Below are 21,970 nucleotides of genomic sequence, written 5' to 3'. Positions count from 1 at the left end.
GCACAGAGAAAGGAGCGGGGGTCAAGGGGGCGTGACGCAAGGGTGTCCTTCCCCCGAACCCCCTTTCCCATCCCCCTGCCCCCGAGAAAGGGTTTTTCGCCCCATGCCCCGGGCCCAGCTCGAGCCCCAGCGGGACCGGCACCGCGGAAATACCGGCCACGTGCCATTCACGACCTCTCGACCCCGCCACACGGTCCGAAGGCCCGATAGTCCACTACTGCCTACCTCAATAACCCCAGTGCGGTGAACCGGCCTTCACCGCGATGGCCCGCGCCTTCCGATAGTGCTCGGCGGCCGCTTCCCGCAGGCCGAGGGCGGCGGCCAGATCGCCCAGATGGTGCGCGACCGGGCGAAGGGCGAGCATCCCGCTCCCCGCGCCCGCTATCTCGCCCTCGGCCGGGAGAAGGTCGGCGTACAGGCGTTCCATCGCCGTCCGGTCACCTAGTTCGATCGCGACGACGGCGTGCAGGCAGGTGCGCGCCTCGTACAGCAGGTCCCGAGGTGATTCCGGAATCGGGAGCACAGGACGGCACCAGCTTTCGTAAGCGCCGTAACTTTGTTCACGCGCTTCGGGCGGCATGCCTCGTTGGATCCGGTCACAGAACAGGGCGAGCGCGAGGATTCCGTTGTCCACTCCGGACATCGCGGTTCCCGCGAGTCCCGCCGCCGCGGCGCGGTAGGCGGCTTCCCCATCGGGACCGGTCATCGCGGTCCGCATCGCGCGATACCACCGGGTGAACACGCCGACGAGCGGAAGGCCGTACTTCTCCCCCAGTCCGTCCGCCGAAGCGGCGTGCCGGTCCGCGGCCGCGAAATCCGCGAGCGCGCTCTTCGCCTGCACGAGCACGAGATGACCGAGCACCTCGAACGTCACCAGCCCATGCCGCCTGGAGAGGTCGACCAGTTCCGCACCGATCCCGGCCCGCCGGGGTGCGAGCCCCGCGCGGTCGAAGGACTGCAGGAACCGGGCGTTGAGCGCGAAGGCCAGCAGCGCCGGGTCACCGATCCGGCGGGCGAGCGTCTCGGCTTCCCCGGCCGCCTCGCGGGCCCGCCGTCCGCCCGCGTTCCGCAGTTCGACGGCGAGGGTGGCCAGCAGACGGCACCGCTCGGCCGCCCGATCGGCGGGCAACGCGGCGAGGGCCCGCTCGACGGCGCCCGCGATCCGGGAAGCGAGTGCGGGGTCGTCGCTTTCGGTCCAGCTGGCGGGGACGTCGAAGGCGCCGATCACCCGCGCGGTCAGCAGCGGATCGTCCAGCTTTTCCGCCAGTTCCAGTGCTTCGGCCCGGTGCCGTCGCGACTGGCCGAGGCCGCCCGCGACGGCCGATGTGCGCGCCTTGCCCATGATCAGCTCCAGCCGCTTCTCCGCATCGGAGGCGCCGGACCGATCGAACGCGGTGAGCGCGACGTCCCAAAGTCTTGCCGCTTCCGCCTGTGCGAAACGGCTTTCGGCCAGTTCGGCGGCGGCCCGCGCGTAGCGTGCGGCGCGATCCGCGTGCTCCTCGGACAACACGAAATGGTGCGCCAACGCATCGACGTCTTCGGGACGCAGATCTTCCAGCGTCTCGGCGATTTCGCCGTGCTCGCGGGCACGCCGCGAACGAGAGAGATCGTGGTAGAGCGTGTCCCGCACGAGCGCGTGCGCGAACCGGAACCGATGTGCCGCCGGCTCGGTCAGGAATCCGTGCCGGACCGCGCTTTCGATCGCGTCGAGCACGGTTTCCCCGGCCAGGGCCTCGAGTACGTCCAGTTCGATGTCCGTGCCGATCACCGCCGCCCGGCGCACCACGCTCCTCGCCGCGTCCGGTAGCGCTTCCAGCCGGCGCCGGACGACGTCGCGGACTCCTGGCGGCACCGCGTCCAGCGCGGCCGGGCCCTCGGCGGCCAGCAGACGGGCGAGTTCACGGACGAAGAAGGCGTTGCCGCCGCTGCGCCGGTGGATCACCGCGGCGGTCCGCGAGTCGACTTCTTCCCCGGTCGTGACCCGGACCAGGTCGGCGACTTCGGTCTCGGGCAGGCCGCCGAGATAGATCCGCACCGGCTCGTGGCGCGCGGCCCGGCCGAGGAAGTCCGTCAGCCGGGCGGGCGGGTCGGTGCCTCGATGGGTCGCGACGACCAGCACCGGCTCGGCGAGCACCGCGGTCAGCAGCGCTAGTGTCTCCTCACTTGCCCAGTGCAGGTCGTCGAGGACGAGTAGCAGCGGCTTGGCACCGGCCAGATAGGACGCGACCGCCCGATGCCATCGCCAGCGCGCGGCGACGGGATCTTCGGTCACCGGTTCCGCCGTCGGCGCGGGGCCGTATCCGGCGTCGGCGAGCGTGGTCAGGATCCGGGTCCACGCGTAGGCGGGTGGCACGCCCTCGTCGTCGGGGTTGTTCCCCCAGGCCGTGGCCCAGGCGCGGGCGGCGAGCCGGGCGGAGAACGCCTCGGCGAGCGCGGTCTTCCCCACCCCTGCGTCCCCCGACACGAGCACCAGCCGTGACCGGGCCGCGGCTTCCTCCAGCCTGGTCAGCTCCGCGTCGCGGCCGACCACCGGCCGCTCGGCGACCTTGGGCACGGACGGCGCCAGCCGCGGTGCCTGCGCCAGGATGTCGGCTTCCAGTTCACGCAGGCCGGCGCCGGGATCGATGCCGAGTTCGTCGGCGAGCAATTTGCGCGCGGTGCGCAACACCGTGAGCGCGTCACCCTGCCGTCCGGCCCGGTAGAGCGCCAGGGCAAGCAACCGGGAACCGTTCTCCCGCAACGGGTATTCGCGCACCCGTGGTTCCAGCTCGGGGATCACCTCGGCGGCCCGCCCGAGCGAGAGGAGGGCTTCGGCACGAAGCTCTCCCACCAGCAGCCGCAGTTCGGTCAAGCGGGAGACCTCACCACGCGCCCAACCCTCCTGGGCGAACTCGGTATAGGCCGGACCGCGCCACAACGCGAGCGCGGCGTCCACTTGCGACAGTGCCACGCCCGCGCGGCCTTCGTCGAGCAGTTCGCGGGCCGCGGCGACGGCGGCTTCGAAGTCCCAGGCATCGACGGACTCCGCGCGCAGGGCGTAACCGCGGGCGACCGTGACGAGCAGCCGCGCGGGCTCCCGCGGCGCGCGGTCCGGCTCCAGCACGCGGCGCAGGGCACCGACGAACGTCTGGACAGCGCCGACCGCGCCCTCGGGCGGCCGCTCCCACAGGTCGTCGACCAGGCGTTCCACCGGCACGACCCGGCCGCGGGCGATCAGCAGCCTGGCCAGCACCGCCCGGTGCCGCGGCCCCTTGAGCCCGACGGCACCCCGCGCGTCTTCGGCCACGAGCGGGCCGAGCACCCCGAACCGCATCGTCACCTCCCGCTTCACCGACGGTGATCATCGTGCCCCGGCCGCTCGGTCGTCGCTGACCGGGTGCTGATTCGGGCCGGGGACGCTGGCGGTCATCACGGAACGACCAGGAAGGTATCCATGCGCATCACCGGATTCGACTACCAACGGGTACCCGTGGCGGACGGCGTGGCACTCGACGTCGCCGTCGCCGGGACCGGCAGCCCGATCGTGCTACTGCACGGCTTCCCCGAAACCCACCTCATGTGGCGGCACGTGGCGGCCGATCTGGTGGCGGATCACACCGTTCTCTGCCCTGACCTGCGAGGATACGGCGAAAGCGACAAACCCGAAGACACCGGCGAGACCTACTCGAAGCGCACGATGGCGGCCGACGTCGTCGCCGTCGCGAAGGCCTTCGGCCACGACCGGTTCGCCCTCGCCGGACACGACCGGGGCGCGCTGGTGGCCCTGCGGGCGGGCCTCGACCACCCGGACAAGGTGAGCCACCTCGCGATCCTCGACGTGCTGCCCACGCTGGACATGTGGGACGTCCTGCACGGCACCGGCGCCGCGGTGGGCTTCCACCTCTATCTGATGGCGCAGCCGCCCGGGCTGCCCGAACAGCTGATCGGCGCCGCGCCCGACACGTTCTTCGGTCATTTCCTCGACGCCTGGACACAGCGCGGCGACGCGATCCCGGCCGACGTCCGGGCCGCGTACCTGCAGGCCTCACGGAACGCGGTGACCTCGATCGTCGCCGACTACCGGGCGTCGGCGGGCGTCGACGTCGAGCACGACAAGGCCGATCGCGCGGCGGGCAACCGGCTCGCCATGCCGCTCACCGTGCTCCAACAGGACTGGGGAGCCGCGCTCGGTTACGACGCCGTCGCGCTCTGGAGGGCATGGGCGACGGACCTGGACCACCGTACCGTCACGTCGGGCCACTTCATGGCCGAGGAATCACCGTCGGAGGTGGCGAAGGCCCTGCGAGACCTGCTCACACGCTAGAACTTCTCGAACGCGGCTTCGGCCGAGCCGGCGTGGGAGTCCAGATCGCGCCAGGGGTCCGCCTTGCGTGCCAGCCGCTGACGCTGTTTGGCCGGATTCCAGCCATCCGGCTCGGCCTTGCCCAGTTCCGGCCAGTCGAGCGGGGTGGCGGCCGCGGCGCCGGGCCGGGCGCGCAGCGAATACGGCGCGACGAAGGTCTGCGCGTAGCCGTTCCGGTTCGCGTCGAGGAAGATCCGCTCGCCGCGGTTGTCCTTGCGCTGCGCGGTGGTCAGCCGGTCGGGATCGTCGGCGGCGACGCTGTCGGCGATCTTCCTCGACAATTTCAGGACGATGTCGGTGTCCGCCCCGGCGTCCAGCGGCGTCAGAATATGGAAGCCCCGGCCGCCCGTGGCCTGGACGAAGGGCGTGAGCCCCACGTCGCCGAAGCGGTCGCGGATGCGGCGGGCCACCGAGCGCAGTTCGGCGACCGGTGTCCCGTCCGGCGGATCGAGGTCGAGCACCAGCCGGTCCGGCCGATCCGGTGCCTCCACAGTGGACAGCCAGACATGGAACTCGATGGTGCCCTGATCGGCGAGGTAGACCAGCGTCTCGACGTCGTCGCAGACCACGTACTCGTCGGTGCCACCGGACCGGCGGGGCACCTCGGCGACGTGGATCCAGTCCGGGAAATGCTCGCTCGGATGTTTCTGGAACCAGCCCTCGGCGTCGATTCCGTCCGGGTACCGGCGCAACGTCAGCGGGCGGCCACGCAGATGCGGGAGCATGACGTCCGCGACGCGGCGGTAGTGCTCGACGACGTCGCCCTTGGTCAGGCCGTCGGCGGGATAGAACACCTTGTCGGAGTTGCTCACCGTCTTCATCCGGCTCGATTTCCCGGGGGTCGCCCGCTCGAAACGCCGCGGCGCCGACCGGATCACGCCCCGTACCGTCACCACCTAACTCCGGATCAGGGCGCCGCCGCGGTATGCGGCTACTTGCGCGTCGAAGACGGTAAATCGGCCTGAGCCGAATGGCCCAACCCGCGCCCCCGCCGGCGGCAATCGACAGCCGTTCGGGTTTGGCCGTCACTCGGACGGGTATCGGTTGTCGGCACGCTCTACGAGGGGTCCGACATGACAACCACTGCCAAACGCGCGCATACCGTCGCCCGCGATCTCCTCTCTCTCACCAGATCGGGTGAAGCCGACCGGCTCGCGACCGCGCTGGTGTCCATCGCCTCGTCCACCCGGCGGAAACCGGCGCTCGGCGAAGTCGTCGGGCGGCTGATCGACACGTTCTCCTTGGCCGCCAAGGATCGCCGTCGCTCGCTGCGGATCGGTGAACCGTTCACGTTGCGCCTGCGGGATTCCGCGGGACGGACGGTCCGGCCCGACAAACTCGACCCCGGCGTGGCCGCGATCGTCCGCGCCATCGCCGCCAGCGTCCGCGACGACCGGGACACCTGCGCCGACCAGATCGGCGAGGCCTGCGAGAACACCGATCTCGACCAGCGGATCCGGGTTCTCGCGCACTGCCTGGTCTGGACGTCGGATTTCCTGAGCACCGACACCACCGCCTATCCCCCGGTGCTGTCCTGCTTCAAGGTATCGCCCCGCCACTGTCCACAGTAGACATTGCGCGGTTCGGATGACTTCCGGCCCGTCGGGTGGACATCCCCCGCACGGAACGGCAAGCTGGACCATCGCGCACGAAGTCCCAGTCCCCGATGACGGGCGCACCCTCGCGGTCACTTCCCCTGAACCAGGAGTGCGAACTTGGACGAGGTAGCGCCCTCGACGGTACCCGCGGATTCCCGTGCCGCCGCCACGGCCGGCCGATTGCCCAATCCGGAGAGCAGATTGGTCCGGGCGGCCGTCGCCGGTGATCCGGACGCGGTCCGGGACTTGCTCCGTTTCCTTTCCCCGCACGTGTTCCGCTATTGCGCGGGCAAGCTCGGGAGCGCCGGAACGGGCGCCTGCGACGCGCAGGACTGCGCGCAGGAGGTATTGCAGGCGGTGCTGATCGCCTTGCCCCGCTACCGGTATCGCCCGGACCGGTTCCTCGCGTTCGTCCTCGGGATCGCCGGGCACAAGGTGGCCGACCTCCATCGGCGCCGGTCCCGCGAACCGGTCGCCTCCGTCTCGGAGATCGGCGACGGGCTGACGCTCTGGGTCCGCCGCGACCCGGACGAGATCGAACGGCTGGAGCACCGGTTGCAGGCCGGGACCCTGCTGGCGAGATTGCCGATGCCGCACCGGGAGGTGGTCGCCCTTCGGTTCGTGTTCGGCCTTTCGGCCGAGGAGACGGCCGAACGGCTCGGCCTGCCGAGCGCCGGAGCGGTCCGTGCGGCCCAGTGCCGGGCGCTCGCGCGATTGCGAGGCCTGCTCACCGAGCGGAACGCCCATTACGTGAGCGATGTCCCGATCATCGGGCAAATCCCCGCCCCGGAGCTCGTCCCGGTATAGAACCGTCCACTTCGGACACGCGATACTTTGTACGCCGCTTGTACGAGCGCCCCGCATCCTGTCCCCCTATCCGGGGAACCACTGGAGGACAGAGATGAAGATCCGATCCAGGATCGTCAGAGGCGCCGTGGGCACGATCGCGCTGACCGGGGCGATCATGCTCGGCGGCGCGGGCGAGGCACTCGCGGCGACGGGCACGGTGAACACCGACTCCGGGGTGGCGGTGACCGTGCGGTCGAGCCCGAGCACCGGCGCGAGCTCGGTCGGCACCGTCGCGAGCGGCACCGCCATCACGATCGACTGCCAGATCAACGGCTCAACGGTGACCGGCAAGTACGGCACCACCGAAATCTGGGACTACGTGCCGTCCAAGGGCGGCTACATCAGCGACGCCTACGTCTACACCGGCTCCGACGGCCGGGTCGCGCCGGACTGCGCCGGCAGCACCCTCTCCTGCTCCACCGCGGGCACCGGCAACCCGAGGACCTGCGCCGAAGCCGTCGCATGGGCGAAGGCGCACGTGCATACCAACAACGACCCCAACTACTACCGCTGGTGCGACCGGATCAACTCGTGGGCCTACGGCTGGACCGCGAGCGGCTCGGAAACGGCCTACGTGCACTGGACCCAGATCCCGGGTTCGTACAAGCACCCCGGTGACACCCAGGTCCCCGCGGGCGGGCTCGCCTTCTTCAGCAACGGCGGCGCCGGGCACACGATGATCTCCATCGGCGGCGGCAAGTTCCTGTCGAACGACATCCACGGCCCGGGCAGCTTCACCGAGACCACCATCTCGGAAATCAAGAGCGCGTGGAACTACACCTATCTCGGCTGGTCGCAGCCGTGGTTCAAGATCAACCACTGACCGCGGACCGGCTCGGGCACCGCCGGACGCAGGGGGATCCTCGTCCGGCGGCGTCCGTCCCGTTTGTCAGCCACGCTCAGCTCCCGAAACCGCCCTTTCGTCGCATCGTGATAAAAAGCGGCCACTCGATCGGGTTACAGTTGCCGGATGGGCACCGAAGCTCTCGCTACTCCCGCACCCCGGGAGCAGCGCGCGCTCATGCAGGCGATGCTCACCCGGCTGCCCGAGTTCAGCGACCGCCTCGCCCGGCTGCTCAGCGACGAGGACGAGTTCTACCACCAGGTGGACAGCACCGCGCCGGAAGAGTTGCGCAAGGTCTGCCGGGCGAATCTCGAACGGGCGCTGACCGCGCTCGTCGAAGGGCGCGGGCTGCCGCTCGACGCGGCCCGCAAGACCGGGCTGGCCCAGGCCAGGCAGGGTATCCCGCTGCCATCCGTGCTCCGCGCGTTCCGGATCGGCGGGATCTTCGTCTACGAACGCCTGGTGGAACTGGCGGGCCCCGGCTTCATCAACCCGGCACGCACGGTGGAGATCAACGCAGGCGTGTGGAAGACCATCGACCTCTACTCCGACGCGCTGACCACCGCGTACAACGAGGTCGCCGCCGAACTCTCCCACGAGAAGCTCGCCCTGCTGGACGGCCTGGTGCAGGGCCGGTTCGCCACCCAGGCGGAACTCGAGAACGCCGCCAAGGAACTCGACCTCCCGGCGGCGGGCACGTTCGTCGCCGTCGTGACCGAGGCCGTCGAGGCGAAGGAACGGCCGGGCGTCGAGGCACTGCTGCGGGCGCGACGCTGGAAGTCGGCTTGGCGGCCCGGCGCCGAAGTCGGACTGGTCGTCATCGACCGGGTCGAGGACGTCCGGCGGCTGCGGGACGTCCTGGGCACCCTGCCGCTGGCGGTGGGGCTGAGCAGGCCGTTCACCGGTTTCCTCGACGTGCCGGACGCGGTCCACCGGGCCCGCATCGCGCGCCGGTCGCTGGTGGCCGGCACCCCAGGGGTCGCCGTCTTCGGCGACTCCCCCGTCACCACCCTGGTCGCGAGCGCGCCCGCGATGTCGCGGGACGTCGTGCGCTCGGTACTCACCGGGGTCCTGGTGCTCCCCAAGGCCGAACGGCAGGTCCTGCTCGACACGCTGGTCGCGTGGTTCGCCGGACATGGCTCGGCCAAGGAGGCCGCGGACCGGCTGATCGTCCACCCGAACACCGTCCGGTACCGGCTGCGCCGGGTGCAGGAGCTGACCAGACGCGACCTGTCCGACCCGGTCGACGTCGGGGAGCTCTACGTCGCACTGGAGGCGGTCCGGCTGGCGGACGACGGGTCTTAGCTTCTTCTCTCCGGCGCCATGTCGGCGTCGATGATCCTCGCGAGGTCCAGCAACGTGTGCCCGAGACCGGGCCGCGCGGTGAGCCGCACCGCGAGCGTGCGGCCGCGCGCGGTCGTGGCGACCGGCAGGGTCACCTCGGGATTCGCGAATCTCGTCCACTGTGGACGACGTCCGGCCGCGGACAGGACGATGTCGGGATGCGGGGACCGCCGCCCGGGCCGCCACCGTGACCTCCTGGCGTCGAGATCGCGAATTACGTTGCCGTGCAACGAAAGCAACGACGCGACGTCCGCGACCGCGGCACGGAGTTCGACATCGGTGATCGAATCCGAGTACGCGCCGATGTCCAGCGCGCGGGGATCGTTCGGGTCCTGCGGCACAGAGTTCCTTTCCACGCACCGGAAGTCGTTCGATGGTGGTCCCGCTCACGTTGTTCCCGGGAACAAACATGTTTGGCGGACAGGGCCGAATGGCGGTGCCGATACCGCCATTCGGTCGTATCGGGTTCCTGTGACCGCCGGTCACACCTTTGACGCTGACCGGCCCGCGAGCCAGTATCTGGCGACTGATTACCGATGGGTAATGTGGACTTTCCGTGGTTTCACCAGGAGGACCGTTGCGACGTGCGTTGAGCCTGATCTTCTTGGCCCTAGGGGTGTTCGCCGTCGCCGGCGCGGTGTTGCTGCCGACCTACGTGAAACCCGAACTCGCCAAGGTGCCGCTGAACCAGGAATCGACGTCGGTCCTCGAGGGCACCGCGTCCAAGGTGCTCGCCGTGAAGACCGAAGACGGCAAGACCGTCACGGAGATCCGCGACAACGCCAAGCTGAGGGCGACCGCCCGGGTGGCGGCGAACTTCGCGCCGCCGGAGATGCGTGAGGGCACGGACGTCGCCGTCTGGCTGCTGGCCGTCTCGGTCGTCGACACCAGCGACCAGACCGTGGTCAGCGCGAGCAAGCGGCAGGTCTGCTTCGACCGCCGCACCGCAGAGGGCTACATGCCGCCAGGCGGCGACCAAGAGGCGAAGTGCTCCGCCAACAGCAGCTTCGTCGCCAAGCTCAAGGAGAAGCCCGAAAAGGAGGGCGAGAAGCCCGAGGAGATCCAGGAGTACAAGCCGCAGCCCGGCCTGAACTTCAAGTTCCCCTTCGACACCGAGCAGAGGGACTACCAGGTCTACGACGACAACACCGGCCGTGCCGTCCAGGCCCGGTTCAAGGGCGTCGAGAACATCAAGGGCGTCGAGGTCTACAAGTTCGTCCAGGAGATCCCCACTACGAAGACCTCGACGAGAAAGGTGCCGGGCTCGCTCATCGGCGCGACCGGGGACTCCGTCGAGGCGGGCCAGTTCTACGAGGGCACCATCACCAGCTGGATCGAACCGGTGACCGGGATCCAGGTCAAGCAGGAACAGCGGTCACACCAGGAACTGCGGTCGGCCGCGAACCCCACGCCCACCGTGGTCTTCGACGGCACGCTGACCTTCACCGACGCGACCGTCGACGCGATGGTCAAGCAGGTCGGCGAGAACAAGGGCAAGCTGGACTTCATCGGGAGCACCGGGCCGATCGCGGGCGGGGTCGCCGGCGCGGCCTTCCTCGCGCTCGGGGTCTTCCTGCTGGTGAAGCGGCGTCCCACCCCTTCGCGTCACTGACGCTTGCGCAGCACCATCACCAGATTCCACGACGCGACCTCCCGGACACCGGGGACACGCGCGATCCATCGGGCCCAGGAGGGGTGATAACGCGGGTAGACCTCCTGAAGATCGGCGAGCGGCGTGGCCTTCCCCCACCGGACGGCCGCGCCCGCCGAAAAGGCGAAAAGGCTCTCGCCGAATTTGTTCTTCGGCTCCTTTTCATTCTTTTCGAGATAACGCCGCCGGGCGTAGTGGCCACCGAGAAAATGCCACGGTGCCGTCTCGTGTCCGCCCCACGGCGAATACCACGGCGTGAACGAGACGAAAATCGTCCCTCCCGGTTTGGTCACCCGGCACATCTCGGCCAGCATGTCCTCCGGCTCGGAAACGTGTTCGAGGACGTTCGATGAATAGCAGACGTCCACGGACCCGGTGCGCACCGGCAGTTCCGTCCCGCTGCCGCGGACCATGTTCTCGCCGGCCTCGCCCCGCGCCGTCAGCTCTCCGACGTCGGGATCTACGCCGAGGTAGGTGGCTCCGGCGGCGCGGAACGCGTCCGAGAAATAGCCCGGCCCGCCACCGACGTCGACGATGGTTCGGCCGTCCAACGGAGTGTGCTGCGCCAATTGCCGGACGGAGTCCTCGGCGAGCACCGAGTAGAAACCGTCCGGATCCGTCTGTTCGGCGAGAAAAGCCCAGAACAACGTCACCGATCTGCGCAAGGTGGCGCGATGAGGCGTCGTCGAACGAGTCACCGACCGATTACCGACCATCGAACCATCGCTTTCCGAGAATGATTCCTCTACCGTGTACGCACCGGTAACCTAGCATTGTCGCTCATAGGTTGGGAGAACCACGATGGAACGGCCACGTGTGCTGCTCGTCAACTGGCGCGACACCGGCCACCCGGAAGGCGGCGGCTCCGAGCGGTACGTCGAGCGAATGGCCGAGGGACTCGCCAAAGCCGGATACCGGGTTGAAATCCAGTGCGCGGCGTATCCGGGCGCCAACGCGGGAGAATGGCGCGACGGCGTCCGCTATCGCCGCCGCGGCAACAAGTTCGGCGTGTACCCCCACGCGCTCAGGGCGATCCGGAAGGCGCACGCGGACCTCGTCGTCGACGTGCAGAACGGGATGCCGTTCTTCGCCAGGCTCGTCGCGGGCTGCCCGGTTCTGGTGCTGGTGCACCACGTCCACAAGGAGCAATGGATCAGCGCGCTCGGCGAGACACTGGGCCGGATCGGCTGGTGGATCGAGTCCCGGCTGGCGCCGTGGCTGTTCCGGCACTGCCGCTACGTCACGGTTTCCGAGATCACCAAGGGCGAACTCGCCGGCCTCGGCATCGAAGGCTCACGGATCACCGTGGTACCCAACGGTTTGGACGTTCCTCCAAGCGGCAAGGCCGTCCGGGCGCCCGAACCGACGTTGGTCGCGGTCAGCAGGCTGGTGCCGCACAAGCGGATCGAGCACGCGATCGACGTCGTCGCGGAACTGGTCCGGCGCTGGCCGACGCTGCGGCTCGAGATCGTCGGCCAGGGCCCCTGGGAAGAGGTCTTGCGCAAGCACGCCCGCGACCGGGGGGTCGAAGACCGCGTGCGGCTGCACGGCTGGGTCGACGAGAACGAGAAACACGAGATCCTGGAACGGTCCTGGCTGCACCTGTGCCCGTCGGTCAAGGAGGGCTGGGGAATCGTCATCATGGAGGCCGCCGCGCACGGCGTGCCGTCGGTGGCTTACCGGGCGGCGGGCGGAGTGGCCGAATCCATCGTGGAGAACAAGACCGGCCTGCTGGCCGACGACTTCGCCGAATTCACCGCGCTGGTGGACGGGCTGCTCGCCGACCAGGCGCGCCGGAACGAAATGGGCCGGGCGGGCATCACCTGGGCGGGGCTGTTCGACTGGGAGCACAGCGTGCACCGGTTCGAATCACTCGTGCGTGACGTGGCAGGGGTGGCCATCCCCCAGCCCAGGGTCTTGACGCCGCAAGGCTTCCACGAGCCCGTCGGCCAGCCCGGCCGTGGCGGGGGCGTCGAAGTCCTTGCGGCGTGCGCGCACGGTGACGGTGCTCGTGTCCCCGACGGTCACCGCGCCGAACGCCACGCCTGAGCGGCCGCTGGCGGCGGGATAGAACGCGATCGAGGTGACCGTGTCCGCCGCCGAAACGACGCCGAGGTTGGAAACCAAATAGGTCGACCCGAGCCTGCCCGCCAGCAGCCGCGTGCCCAGCCGGGCGATTCTGCTGCTGCGGGCGGGGAAATCGGGTTCCGGTGACTGTGTGGCCAGCAGGGCGCCCACTTCGGCGATCGTGGGCTCGAGGCCGAGCCGCAACCGGAAGAACGCGCTGTCGTGCTCGGGTTCCGGGGCCGCGCCGCCTCGCCAGGAGGCGCCCACCGCGGCGACCACCCGGGCGGTCTTCTCGCCGTGCCGGGCGTTCCACGTCTCGGTCAGCTTCGCGGCGGCCGCCGCGAAGGTCGCGGACCCGAGCCGTGCGCGAGGGAGGATCCGGGCGCTGAACACGTCTCCTGAGCCACTTTCGGCCCGTTCCGGGGTGATCCTGGCGGGAGGCGCGAAGAGCGCTTCAGCGAGCCGCTGGAAGACTGACGTAAGAAAGGATCGATCCGCCGTACGCGCGCCGATTCCCTTGGCCGCGGACGAGATCGGGATGTCGAGGGCCAGCCCGAGGACGGCGAGCAGGCCGAGACCGTCGAGCGCGCCGTGGTGCGCGGCGATCAGCACGACTGGTTCGTCGGTGCCGACGGCGACGCGGAGCAACGGCGCGCCGCGTTCGTACGACGCCTCGGCGAAGCGATCGCGGATCGCCGGGAGTTCTCTACCCTCAACGGCTTCGACGTCGGGAGCGGCCCCGAGCCATGGCCGCTCCTCGACGGCGACCGCCAGCCGCGTCCGCGCCTTTTCCGGCGTCAGCACCGAAGACAGTCTCGCTTCCAGGAGGATGCTCCAGGAAACGGTGGGGTCGCCGTAGAGCCCGACGACCCGGCCGGCGTGGTCGGAGGCGAGCTGGGACACCGGCTCAGCGGTTGCCGTAGATAACGTGCTCCGGGCTCGAATTCGGGTTGAACTGCTCCTTGATCTTCGCCTGCACCTGGGGTGCGGCGTCCGGATCGGCGGTGTTCGTCAGCGCGTAACTCCCGCCCGCGGCCGTTGCGAGCCCGATGATGACGGCGGCGGCCGCGCCGATGAGGGTGCCCAAGACCTACTCCTTCCGCGACAGGGAATTCCTGCGTCGGCTCAATGTACGCACCGGTAACTTGAGGCACAACAGTGCGACTGCGATCGACAGCAGCGCTACTCCGTTTGCCAGCACCACAGGGACCGGTGATCGCGTCTCGGTCACGGCTGGCTCACCGGGAGTGCGGTAAAGCGTGAGCCAGTCACCCGACCACACCCGTTCCGCGCCGGTCAGCAACCGCGGATCGACCCGTCCCGGCGTCCCGTGTTCGACCAGGATCCAGCCGACTCCGGCCGCGGACAGGTCCGCGGGCGACTTCGCGGCACGGACACGGTCCATTCTGGAATCCTCGCCGGAGATCTCCTCGCCGCCGACCCGCAACGTGTCGTCGACGCGAACGGTTTCGGGCAGTGCGCGCGGCGCCGGGTCCAACTGGGTCCGGTGGTCGTTCCAAGCGAAACTGCGAAACGTGGACAGTGGCAGCGCGACGACGTCGCCGGGCCGGTCGTCTTCCGCGAGCACCCGGTGGACGGCGTTCCAGTCCTCCGGGTAACACACCGCTTCGATCCTTCCCCAGCCGCCCCAGGCGAGATCGGGCATGGTGAGTAAGGGAAAGAGCGCGGCGGCCCCGACGAGCGCCCCGCGCGCCGCGCCGGTCCTCAGGCGGGCGGTGGCGGTTTCCACCGCGAGTGCGAAGCCGAGTGCGACCGGAAGCGCCCACCACGCCACCCATTTCTGCGCGTCCCGCAGCAGGCCCGCGCCGGGAACGTGGCCCATCGCCCAGGACAGCACGGGTTCGCCGAACGGCAGGGTCGCCATCGCGGCGAGCACGACACCGAAAACTCCCAGCAGCAGCAACGCTCTCGCGGGCGGCGTCCCCCACCTCCGTGCCAGGGGACGGAGACCGGCCAGCGCCACGGCGACCGTGACGAGGATCAGCACCGGTGCCATCGGCGCGCCCCGGCTGCCGGGGACGACGTCGCCGTTCCAGATGCCGCCGAGCCCGAGCACGCTCAGGATCGCCGGGCCCCAGCTTTCGGCGCGGGCGCTGAACGCGGCCACGCCGGCGGGGTCGGACAGCGTGCCGCCGTCGTGCAGGAGCGTCGGCACGAGCCAGGGCAGGTTGAGCACGACGGCGAGACCGAGGGTGTGGCCGAGTTTTCGAGGCCCTGCCAGGACGATCGCGGTGAGCGCGGCCAGTACGCCGCCGGGTGGGGTGAGCACCGCGGGAGCGCAGGCCAGCACCAGCCGCGCGAGTGCCCTCGGTTCGTCCCGGCGCAGGGAAAGCGCGGCGCGCGCGATCCACGGGAGGCAGGCGTAGGTGAGCAGGAGCGGCCAATGCCCGATGAACAACCGCTCCGCGAAATAGGCCGTCCACGCGTAGCCGGTGGCGGCGATGATGCGGGTACCGAGTTGCTCCGTCGGCACCAACCGCGCTGCACCGTATGCCGCCCCGAAAAGGGAGACGAGCAGGACGATTTTCTGCACGACATCGCCGGGAACGACCGTCGTCGCGAGCGCGATCACGGCGTCGGCGGGGACCGAACGCGGCAGGGCGGAACCGAGGCCGAACGCGTCCGGGACCAGCGACTGACGCTGGGCGAACACCATGTCGTAGCTCAGGACGAAGCCGCGTCCGAGCACCGGCAGGAACACCAGCGACGCGAGCCCCGCCGACACCGCGGCCAGGACGAGCCGTTCGCGCCGTGCGTCCAACTGCCCTTTCCCTTCCGCGTCGATCGCGGTTATGGTCGCTCGATTACTCGCCGGTAATAGGAGCGCCGTTGAGCTTAGACGTCGAGGTCGGCCAGACCAGAACCGACAAGCGTGTCGCGGCGATCCTCGTTTCGCTCGCGCTGGCGGCCAACAACGCCGGCGCCTACGCGCTGAGTATCATCGCCGCCCGGCTGCTCGCGCCGAGCGCGTTCGGCGAACTGAGTTCGATGCTGGCGGTGCTGGTGATCGGCGTCGTGCCCGCGATGGGCCTGCAAACCGTGGTCGCCCTGCGCGTCGCCCGTAAGCCTCAAGACTCGGGCACGCTCCTGGCGCTCGGCCTCACGACGAGCGCCGTCGTCGCGGCCATCGGCCTGCTGCTGGCGCCGGTGCTGGTCTTCGTGCTGCACCTGGATTCCGTCGTGCCCGCGCTGCTGCTCGCCGTCACGCTCGCCCCGCTGACGCTGCTCGGCCTTTTCCACGGCCTGTTGCAGGGCAGCGGCCGATTCGCCCGCCTGGCCGGGCTCATGTCGCTCGAAGGCGCGGGCAAGGTCGGCGGCTCGCTGATCGGGCTGCTGATCGGCGGCGACGCCACCGGCGCGCTGGCAGGCACCGCGATCGGCTCGTACGTGGTGATCTTCTGCGGCTGGCTCCTCTGTGGACGGCAACGGCCACGGAAGGCGGGCTGGCACGCGGGCGAGGTCCTGCACGCGGCACAGGCGATGCTGGCGCTCGTCCTGCTGGTGAACCTCGACCTGGTACTGGCGCGCCACACCCTCCCGGCGAACGAGGCAGGCGAGTACGCGCTCGGCGCCATCGTCACGAAAATCGCCTACTGGCTCCCCCAAGCCGTCGGTGTCCTGGTGCTCCCCCGCTTCGCGAACGGCGACGACCGGCGCCGCATCCTCCCCGCCGCCCTGGCCGTCTGCGCCGCCCTCGACGCTGTCGTGGTCCTCGTCTCGGTGGTCGCCGGCCCACGCTTGCTTTCGTTCATCGGCGGCTCCGGCTACGCCGCCAGCACCATGCCGGTCTGGCCGTTCGCCCTCGCCGGCTCGATGCTCGCGCTGGTGCAGATCCTGCTGTTCTCCCGCCTCGCCGCCGGCGACCGACGGGTGACCGTGCTGATGTGGGCGACCGTCGTCGTGGAGACCGTGCTGGTTACCGGTTGGCTGCACTCGTCGGCTGTTCAGGTGGTGACCGTCGCTGCTTGCTGCGCCGGGGGTTTGGCTCTCTCCGGCGCTGTTCTGGAGTGGCGGTCACGGCGCTGACTTGAGCGGCACTGTGTGGATCTTGATTCATCTGACGCAACAAAAGCCACACAGTCGCGCATGAAAGGTCCGGTCAAGCGGGTGACCATGCCGATGTGGGCAACCGTCCGTCGTGGAAACGGTGCTGGTCACCGGCTGGCTGCACTCGTCGGCAGCTCAAGTGGTCACCGTCGCTGCTTGCTGCGCCGGGGGTTTGGCTCTCTCCGGCGCTGTTCTGGAGTGGCGGTCACGGCGCTGACTTGAGCGGCACTGTGTGGATCTTGATTCATCTGACGCAACAAAAGCCACACAGTCGCGCATGAAAGGTCCGGTCACGACGCCCGGCCGCGAAGTTCTGTCGGCGGTCAACCTCATCCTGGTCCGGTGCGAAGAGGAGACTGGGCGCGCCACCCACTGATCGTCGGCGGTTCGGCGGTGATCACGGCGAAGCAACTCGAAGCCATCGGTGTACCGCGAAGCACGGTCTGGCGACGCTGCCAGCCGGGCGGGACGTGGCGATCGCTGCTGCCCGGCGTTGTCTTGCTCGGAAACGGCGAACCGACGGAAGAACACAAGGTCCAGTCCGCCCTTCTGCATGCAGGTGACGACTCGATCCTGACCGGTGTCCGCGCCCTGGAGCGATACGGCCTGCGTAACCTCCCCGACACCACCGAAGTCCATGTGCTCGTCCCGGCGGAGCGCTCGGTAGCCGACAGCGGGTTCGTCCACATCGAACGGTCACGCCGGCTGCCGAAACCAAGACCACGGTCCGGCATCCCGACCGCTCCGGTGCCTCGCGCGGTGATCGACGCTGCGCGGACGACACGGGATAAGGACGCGGTCACGGCCATGATGGCGGAAGCCGTACAGCGCGGCTTCTGCGTGCCGAGAGCACTTGCCGACGAACTCGAAGAAGGGCGGCGGACAGGGACGGAGTCGTTGCGAACCACGCTCCTGCCGATCCTGGGCGGCGCCCGTTCGGTCGCCGAGGTCGACGCCTGGAATCTCTGGCAGAGGTCCGGTCTGCCCGAATGCCGATGGAACGTCAAGATCTTCGACGCGAACGGCGGCTACATCGCACAGCCGGACGGCTGGTGCGACGAACTGGGCTTCGCCTGGGAAATCGATTCCCTCGGGTACCACGCGGGAACCGACGGGTTCCGCGACACACTCGCCCGCAACGCGCGCTATGCCGCAGCCGGGATCGTGGTGCTCCAGACCCTGCCGTCACGCCTGCGTTCCGAACCTGCCGAGGTCGCGGCCGAACTCCGGGCAGCATTGGACAGCGCGCGACTACGACCCCGTCCGGACGTCCGCGTCGGGTGAAGGTCCCGCGAACCAAGGCACACACATCGCCACCATCGCCGCCGCCGCCAGCAGCAGCGAAGCCTGCGTCACCGCACCGTAGGCCCACTCCTGCCCGTGCCCCAGCAGCCGCCCCACCACCGCGACGAGTGTTCCCGCGACCATCCCGCCGAAAGCGAGGTACCGCGGCGCGCGTTCGCTGAATTGGCGGGCCAGCAGGACGGCGATCAGCAGCACGATCGGCAGCATTCCGCCGAGGACGGCCAAGAGTCCGATGAGGACCACGGGGACGACGACACCGGAATCCGCCTCGACGGAAACGCGTCGCCGACGGACCGGCCACAGCACGCCGATCAGCACCAGCAGGATCGCGACGGCGCCGATCAGCAGGCCCGACCGGTATTTCCAGTCGGGCGTGAACTCGAGTTGGACGACACCGCCCGAGCCGGCGGGCAGGATCCACGCCTGCTGCCAGCCGTCGACGCGCGTTTTCACCAGCGGAGTCCCGTTCAGGGAAGCGGTCCAGCCCGCGTTCGCGTTCTCCGGAACGGCCAGAATGGACTCCTCACCGCCCGCCACCGTGACCGATCGGGACGTCGCGTCCCAGGACTCCACCGTGACGGCGCGATGCGCAGCGGGCGAAACAGTCCGACCAGTGGGTTTGAGCCACAGGTCCTGGACCACGAAGGATTCGGACCGGTCGGTGCGCAGTTCGTGCCCGCCCGCCGCCAGGTCGACGCCGCCCGCCGAGTCGGGGCACGCGGACAGGGTCAGCGGCCGGTGCGCGAGGTAGTCGGCGAGGGTGCCGCGAACGGACGTGTCGTAGTCGAAGCCGTTCAGGTGGACGTTCGGACCCGAACCGCAGGGCACCGTGAATTCCGAGTCCGGAGCGGGAAGTTCGGCACCGGTCAGGGAAAGACTCCCGATTCCCAGCGAGTTCCGGGTCCGCTGGTCGTCGTCGAGACCGGCGAACGCGATCTTCAGCTGCGACGTGTCCAGTGGCGGGAACGTCGCCGTGCCGGAGGCGTCGAGTTCGACGGAACGGCTCGACGTCGGCGTCGTCAGTTCCAGCCGCGTGGGCGCGCGCGGATCGGCGGCGACCCGGATACCGGAGATCGTCCGCGGTTGCGCCCAGTCCAGGGTCAACGTCGGCCGCAGGTCGGTGACGTCGGGCAGCCACGAGGTCGCCGGATTCCCGTCCACCGCGGCGAACGCGCTCGCCGACGGATCCCCGCCCAGTTGCGACGTCGCCGACACCCGCACCCCCGGCAAGGTCACCGGAACCCGGCCACCGCCGGCGGGCAGCACGGTGCCGCCGAATTCGTAAGCACTCTGCGACGTCGTCGAGAACAGCCGCCGGATCCCGTCCGGTTCCTCGCCGTCGCGGGCCGCGTTGGCGTCACAGCGGACGTGTCCGCCGTCCGGCACACACGCGTACCTCGGCAGCGGTCCCCGGGTGAACGCGAAGCCCGGCGCCGTACCGGCGGACAGGTCGGCGGGGACTTCGAGCGCGCGTTGCGGGTCGACGTCGGGGATCTTCAGCTCCGAGATCCCGACGTTGCCGTCCGTCCGGCCGACCACGAGCGACAGCAACGTGATCCGCACCTTGCGCGTCACTCCCGGCGGCGCCGGGTACGGGTGCGCTCCAGCGCCCCGGACGACCTGGTGATCGACGGAACCGTTGTCCGTGGTGATCCGGACCCGGGTCGCGGGCCAGCCGACGCGGATGTCGTCGACCATCGCGAGATCGACCGTGTTCACCAGCCTCGGGGTGTCCAGTTCGACTTCGAGCCATTGCCCGATCGGGCCGGTGAAGCTCGACGAATGCCAAGCGGTGCGCGGATCCCCGTCCAAGGCGGCGAACGGCTGATGGCTCGGATCCGAACCGCCGAACGCATCCGCGAACGACGCCGCCGTCGACGCGTTCACCGAGCGGATCCCCCGGTACGCGGCCATGGTCTGGTGCTGCTCGCCGGGGAACGGCAGGACGTCGAGCGCGGCTCGTTGCTGTCGCGGCGATTCCCCGGCGGTCAGCGTCTGGCTCAGGTTGTCCCGCACCCCGCCGACGTTGCGTTCGGCCCGGCGCAACCCGTCGGTGACCAGCCTCGGCCCGGCCGGCGAGCCGCCGTCCCCGGTGAGCACCGTCGGCGTACCAGGATCGAGCTGCCCGGAGTTCATCAACGGCAGCAGGTTCTCCGGGCCACCGCTCACCGTCGGGACGTCCTTCACGGACGTCGCCGTGACGAGCGGAACCGGCCGGTTCACCTCGAAGATCTCCAGCGGCCCGAACTGGGCCGACTTCTCGATCCCCCGCGATCCCGCCAGCCCGGCGCGCAACGTCGTGAAATCGGGCGCGCCGACCTTGGCGCGATCGATATCGCCGCGCAGCAGCAGGAACCGGTAGCCCGACCGCGCGAGCAGCGCGGCGAGCCCGGGATCTCCTCTGCCGTCGGCCAAGGCCGCGTCGATCGAGTCCATCAGGCGGGTGTTGCCCTCCGAACCCAACGGGACCTGGTTGCGCACGGCCCAAGGACTGTCCGCGATGGCCTGCGCCGGTTCGTCCACCGTGCGACCCCAGTCGTACTCGCCGAAACCGGTCGCGGGCAGCAGCAGCGTGCGCGCCGTCGCGTCCGTCTTGGCGACATGACCCAGCGCGTCGTACCAGTATCCCGGCACCTCGTCCCAGCCCGGCCCCGGCCGCAACGTCAGCAACCACACCGGCGCGGCCATCGCCACGACCAGCAGGGCGCCCAGCGCGGGCCGCAGATGGCGGCGTAGTGCCAGCGCGGCACTCGTGATGCCATGGACGAAGGCCAGCATCAACGGCAGCCGCAGTACCGGCTCGAATTTGTGCACGTTCCGCAGCGGTGCGAGCGGGCCGTCGAGCAGCTGCCGCACCGGTTCCGCCAGTGGGCTGTCGAGCGTCCCTACATAGCCGACGGTCAGCAACGTCAGCCCGGTCAGGACGCCGAGCACCAGGAACCGCCGTTCGGGCAGGCCGCGCCGCGCGAGGCCGAACAGCCCGACCGCGGCCACCAGCCCGGTGGCCGTCATCAGCACGGGATTGTCGATCAGCGCCCACCCCGACGGCCACCACGGCGTGCCCTGTACGACATAGGCGACCCACTGGTTCGTGCCGCGCAGCACCTCGAACAACGACATCGGCGCCGTGGTGTTCGTCGCGGATTCGATGTAGTCGAGGAACGGCAGGCTGTATTGGCCGAGCAGGACCAGCGGCAGGATCCACCACAGCATCACGCCCGCGACGAAGACGAACCACCAGATCACGAGTTCGACGTGCGTGCTCCGCCATTTCCTGGTCAGCAGCCACAACCCGGGCAGCACGAGCGCCATCACGACCATCGCGCCGTTGATCCCGCCCATGCACAGCACGGCCAGCGCCGACAATCCGGCGGCGCGGCGTGGCGAGCCGACGCGGTCGGCGAGGATCAGTGGCAGCAGCACCCACGGCAGCAGGACGGCGGGCAACATCTCCGAGGACAGCGAACCGATTTCGGTGACCATCCTCGGCGCGAGGGCGTAACCGACTGCTCCGATCAGCCGAGTCCGTTCGTTCCCGATTCTGAGCGCGCGGGCCACCAGCAACGCGCCACCGAACGCGACCGAGAGCAGGATCGCGCACCACAGCCGCTGCGCGATCCACACCGGTATCCCGACGGCTTGGCACAGCGCGAAGAACGGTCCCATCGGGAACAGGTAGCCGTACGCCTGATTCTGCAACTCCCCCGCCGTCGCCTGGGGATTCCACAGGTGCAGCGCCCGGCCGAGGAAGGCCGGCGGATCCACCGCGAGGTCGAGTTTCGTGTCGAACGTCGTCCTGCCGGGACGCTGCGCAAAGGACAGCACGGTGAACGCCAGCACGATCCACGTGCTGGGCCGTTTCACGAGCGCCCCGGGGGTTACCATCCGGTAGATACTAGGCG

16 protein-coding genes are annotated in these 21,970 nt (G+C 69.7%); 9 read left to right on the top strand and 7 right to left on the bottom strand.

Translation table 11 applies throughout. The features are described 5' to 3' along the window. Positions 1–226: 226 nt before the first annotated feature. Positions 227–3,313, bottom strand: coding sequence for a BTAD domain-containing putative transcriptional regulator (locus tag ACZ6DT_RS34210; RefSeq protein ID WP_465603160.1), 3,087 nt, complete (start codon positions 3,311–3,313; stop codon positions 227–229). 120 nt (positions 3,314–3,433) lie between these two features. Here ACZ6DT_RS34210 and ACZ6DT_RS34205 point away from each other — a divergent pair, with 120 nt between their 5' ends. Next, entirely contained in the window at positions 3,434–4,303 is an 870-nt protein-coding gene (locus tag ACZ6DT_RS34205) for an alpha/beta fold hydrolase (protein WP_465603048.1), read from the top strand. Here the strand turns inward: ACZ6DT_RS34205 and ligD are convergent. After that, positions 4,300–5,220 carry a non-homologous end-joining DNA ligase gene (ligD, locus tag ACZ6DT_RS34200; RefSeq protein ID WP_465603046.1) on the bottom strand — a complete coding sequence of 307 codons (921 nt, stop codon included), beginning with the start codon at positions 5,218–5,220 and terminating at the stop codon, positions 4,300–4,302. The two genes, ACZ6DT_RS34205 and ligD, sit on opposite strands and share 4 nt — an antisense overlap. Positions 5,221–5,415: 195 nt before the next feature. Here ligD and ACZ6DT_RS34195 point away from each other — a divergent pair, with 195 nt between their 5' ends. From ACZ6DT_RS34195 to ACZ6DT_RS34180, 4 genes are all read left to right on the top strand, one after another. Next, the gene (locus ACZ6DT_RS34195) at positions 5,416–5,913 is read left to right on the top strand and encodes a hypothetical protein (protein WP_465603044.1); all 498 of its coding nucleotides are present in this window, start codon (positions 5,416–5,418) and stop codon (positions 5,911–5,913) included. A gap of 144 nt (positions 5,914–6,057) precedes the next feature. Then, positions 6,058–6,747 carry a sigma-70 family RNA polymerase sigma factor gene (locus tag ACZ6DT_RS34190; RefSeq protein ID WP_465603043.1) on the top strand — a complete coding sequence of 230 codons (690 nt, stop codon included), beginning with the start codon at positions 6,058–6,060 and terminating at the stop codon, positions 6,745–6,747. A 94-nt stretch (positions 6,748–6,841) separates the two neighbouring features. Next, positions 6,842–7,612, top strand: a complete 771-nt coding sequence (locus tag ACZ6DT_RS34185; protein ID WP_465603041.1) for a hypothetical protein — start codon at positions 6,842–6,844, stop codon at positions 7,610–7,612. Positions 7,613–7,759: 147 nt separating this feature from the next. Continuing rightward, positions 7,760–8,938, top strand: a complete 1,179-nt coding sequence (locus ACZ6DT_RS34180) for a PucR family transcriptional regulator (RefSeq protein ID WP_465603039.1) — start codon at positions 7,760–7,762, stop codon at positions 8,936–8,938. Here ACZ6DT_RS34180 and ACZ6DT_RS34175 read toward each other — a convergent pair. After that, positions 8,935–9,318, bottom strand: a complete 384-nt coding sequence (locus tag ACZ6DT_RS34175; RefSeq protein ID WP_465603037.1) for a hypothetical protein — start codon at positions 9,316–9,318, stop codon at positions 8,935–8,937. The two genes, ACZ6DT_RS34180 and ACZ6DT_RS34175, sit on opposite strands and share 4 nt — an antisense overlap. 236 nt (positions 9,319–9,554) lie before the next feature. On the opposite strand from ACZ6DT_RS34175, the gene pgfA reads away from it, so the two are divergent. Further along, positions 9,555–10,589, top strand: coding sequence for a cell envelope lipid trafficking protein PgfA (gene pgfA / locus ACZ6DT_RS34170; RefSeq protein WP_465603035.1), 1,035 nt, complete (start codon positions 9,555–9,557; stop codon positions 10,587–10,589). Here the strand turns inward: pgfA and ACZ6DT_RS34165 are convergent. Next, the gene (locus ACZ6DT_RS34165; protein ID WP_465603033.1) at positions 10,583–11,281 is read right to left on the bottom strand and encodes a class I SAM-dependent methyltransferase; all 699 of its coding nucleotides are present in this window, start codon (positions 11,279–11,281) and stop codon (positions 10,583–10,585) included. The two genes, pgfA and ACZ6DT_RS34165, sit on opposite strands and share 7 nt — an antisense overlap. Before the next feature lie 163 nt (positions 11,282–11,444). Between ACZ6DT_RS34165 and ACZ6DT_RS34160 the strand changes: the two genes are divergently transcribed. Then, the gene (locus tag ACZ6DT_RS34160) at positions 11,445–12,677 is read left to right on the top strand and encodes a glycosyltransferase family 4 protein (protein ID WP_465603158.1); all 1,233 of its coding nucleotides are present in this window, start codon (positions 11,445–11,447) and stop codon (positions 12,675–12,677) included. Positions 12,678–13,602: 925 nt separating this feature from the next. On the opposite strand, the gene ACZ6DT_RS34155 is transcribed toward ACZ6DT_RS34160, so the two are convergent. Then, entirely contained in the window at positions 13,603–13,782 is a 180-nt protein-coding gene (locus tag ACZ6DT_RS34155; RefSeq protein WP_016335312.1) for a hypothetical protein, read from the bottom strand. A gap of 3 nt (positions 13,783–13,785) precedes the next feature. After that, on the bottom strand, positions 13,786–15,477 hold the full coding sequence (locus tag ACZ6DT_RS34150) for an MmpA family trehalose lipid delivery protein (RefSeq protein ID WP_465603031.1): 1,692 nt from the start codon (positions 15,475–15,477) through the stop codon (positions 13,786–13,788). A gap of 68 nt (positions 15,478–15,545) precedes the next feature. Here ACZ6DT_RS34150 and ACZ6DT_RS34145 point away from each other — a divergent pair, with 68 nt between their 5' ends. Both ACZ6DT_RS34145 and ACZ6DT_RS34140 read left to right on the top strand, forming a co-directional pair. Beyond that, positions 15,546–16,742 (top strand): lipopolysaccharide biosynthesis protein, encoded by a 1,197-nt coding sequence (locus ACZ6DT_RS34145; RefSeq protein ID WP_465603029.1) that lies wholly within the window; start codon positions 15,546–15,548, stop codon positions 16,740–16,742. A 363-nt stretch (positions 16,743–17,105) separates the two neighbouring features. Then, complete coding sequence (locus ACZ6DT_RS34140) at positions 17,106–18,047, top strand: hypothetical protein (protein ID WP_465603028.1); 942 nt, start codon at positions 17,106–17,108, stop codon at positions 18,045–18,047. Here the strand turns inward: ACZ6DT_RS34140 and ACZ6DT_RS34135 are convergent. Further along, on the bottom strand, positions 18,015–21,953 hold the full coding sequence (locus tag ACZ6DT_RS34135) for an alpha-(1->3)-arabinofuranosyltransferase (protein WP_465603026.1): 3,939 nt from the start codon (positions 21,951–21,953) through the stop codon (positions 18,015–18,017). The two genes, ACZ6DT_RS34140 and ACZ6DT_RS34135, sit on opposite strands and share 33 nt — an antisense overlap. Between the last annotated feature and the right edge of the window lie 17 nt (positions 21,954–21,970).

Source organism: Amycolatopsis sp. NPDC041971 (assembly GCF_055588925.1).
This window is presented reverse-complemented; position numbering and strand designations above follow the sequence as displayed.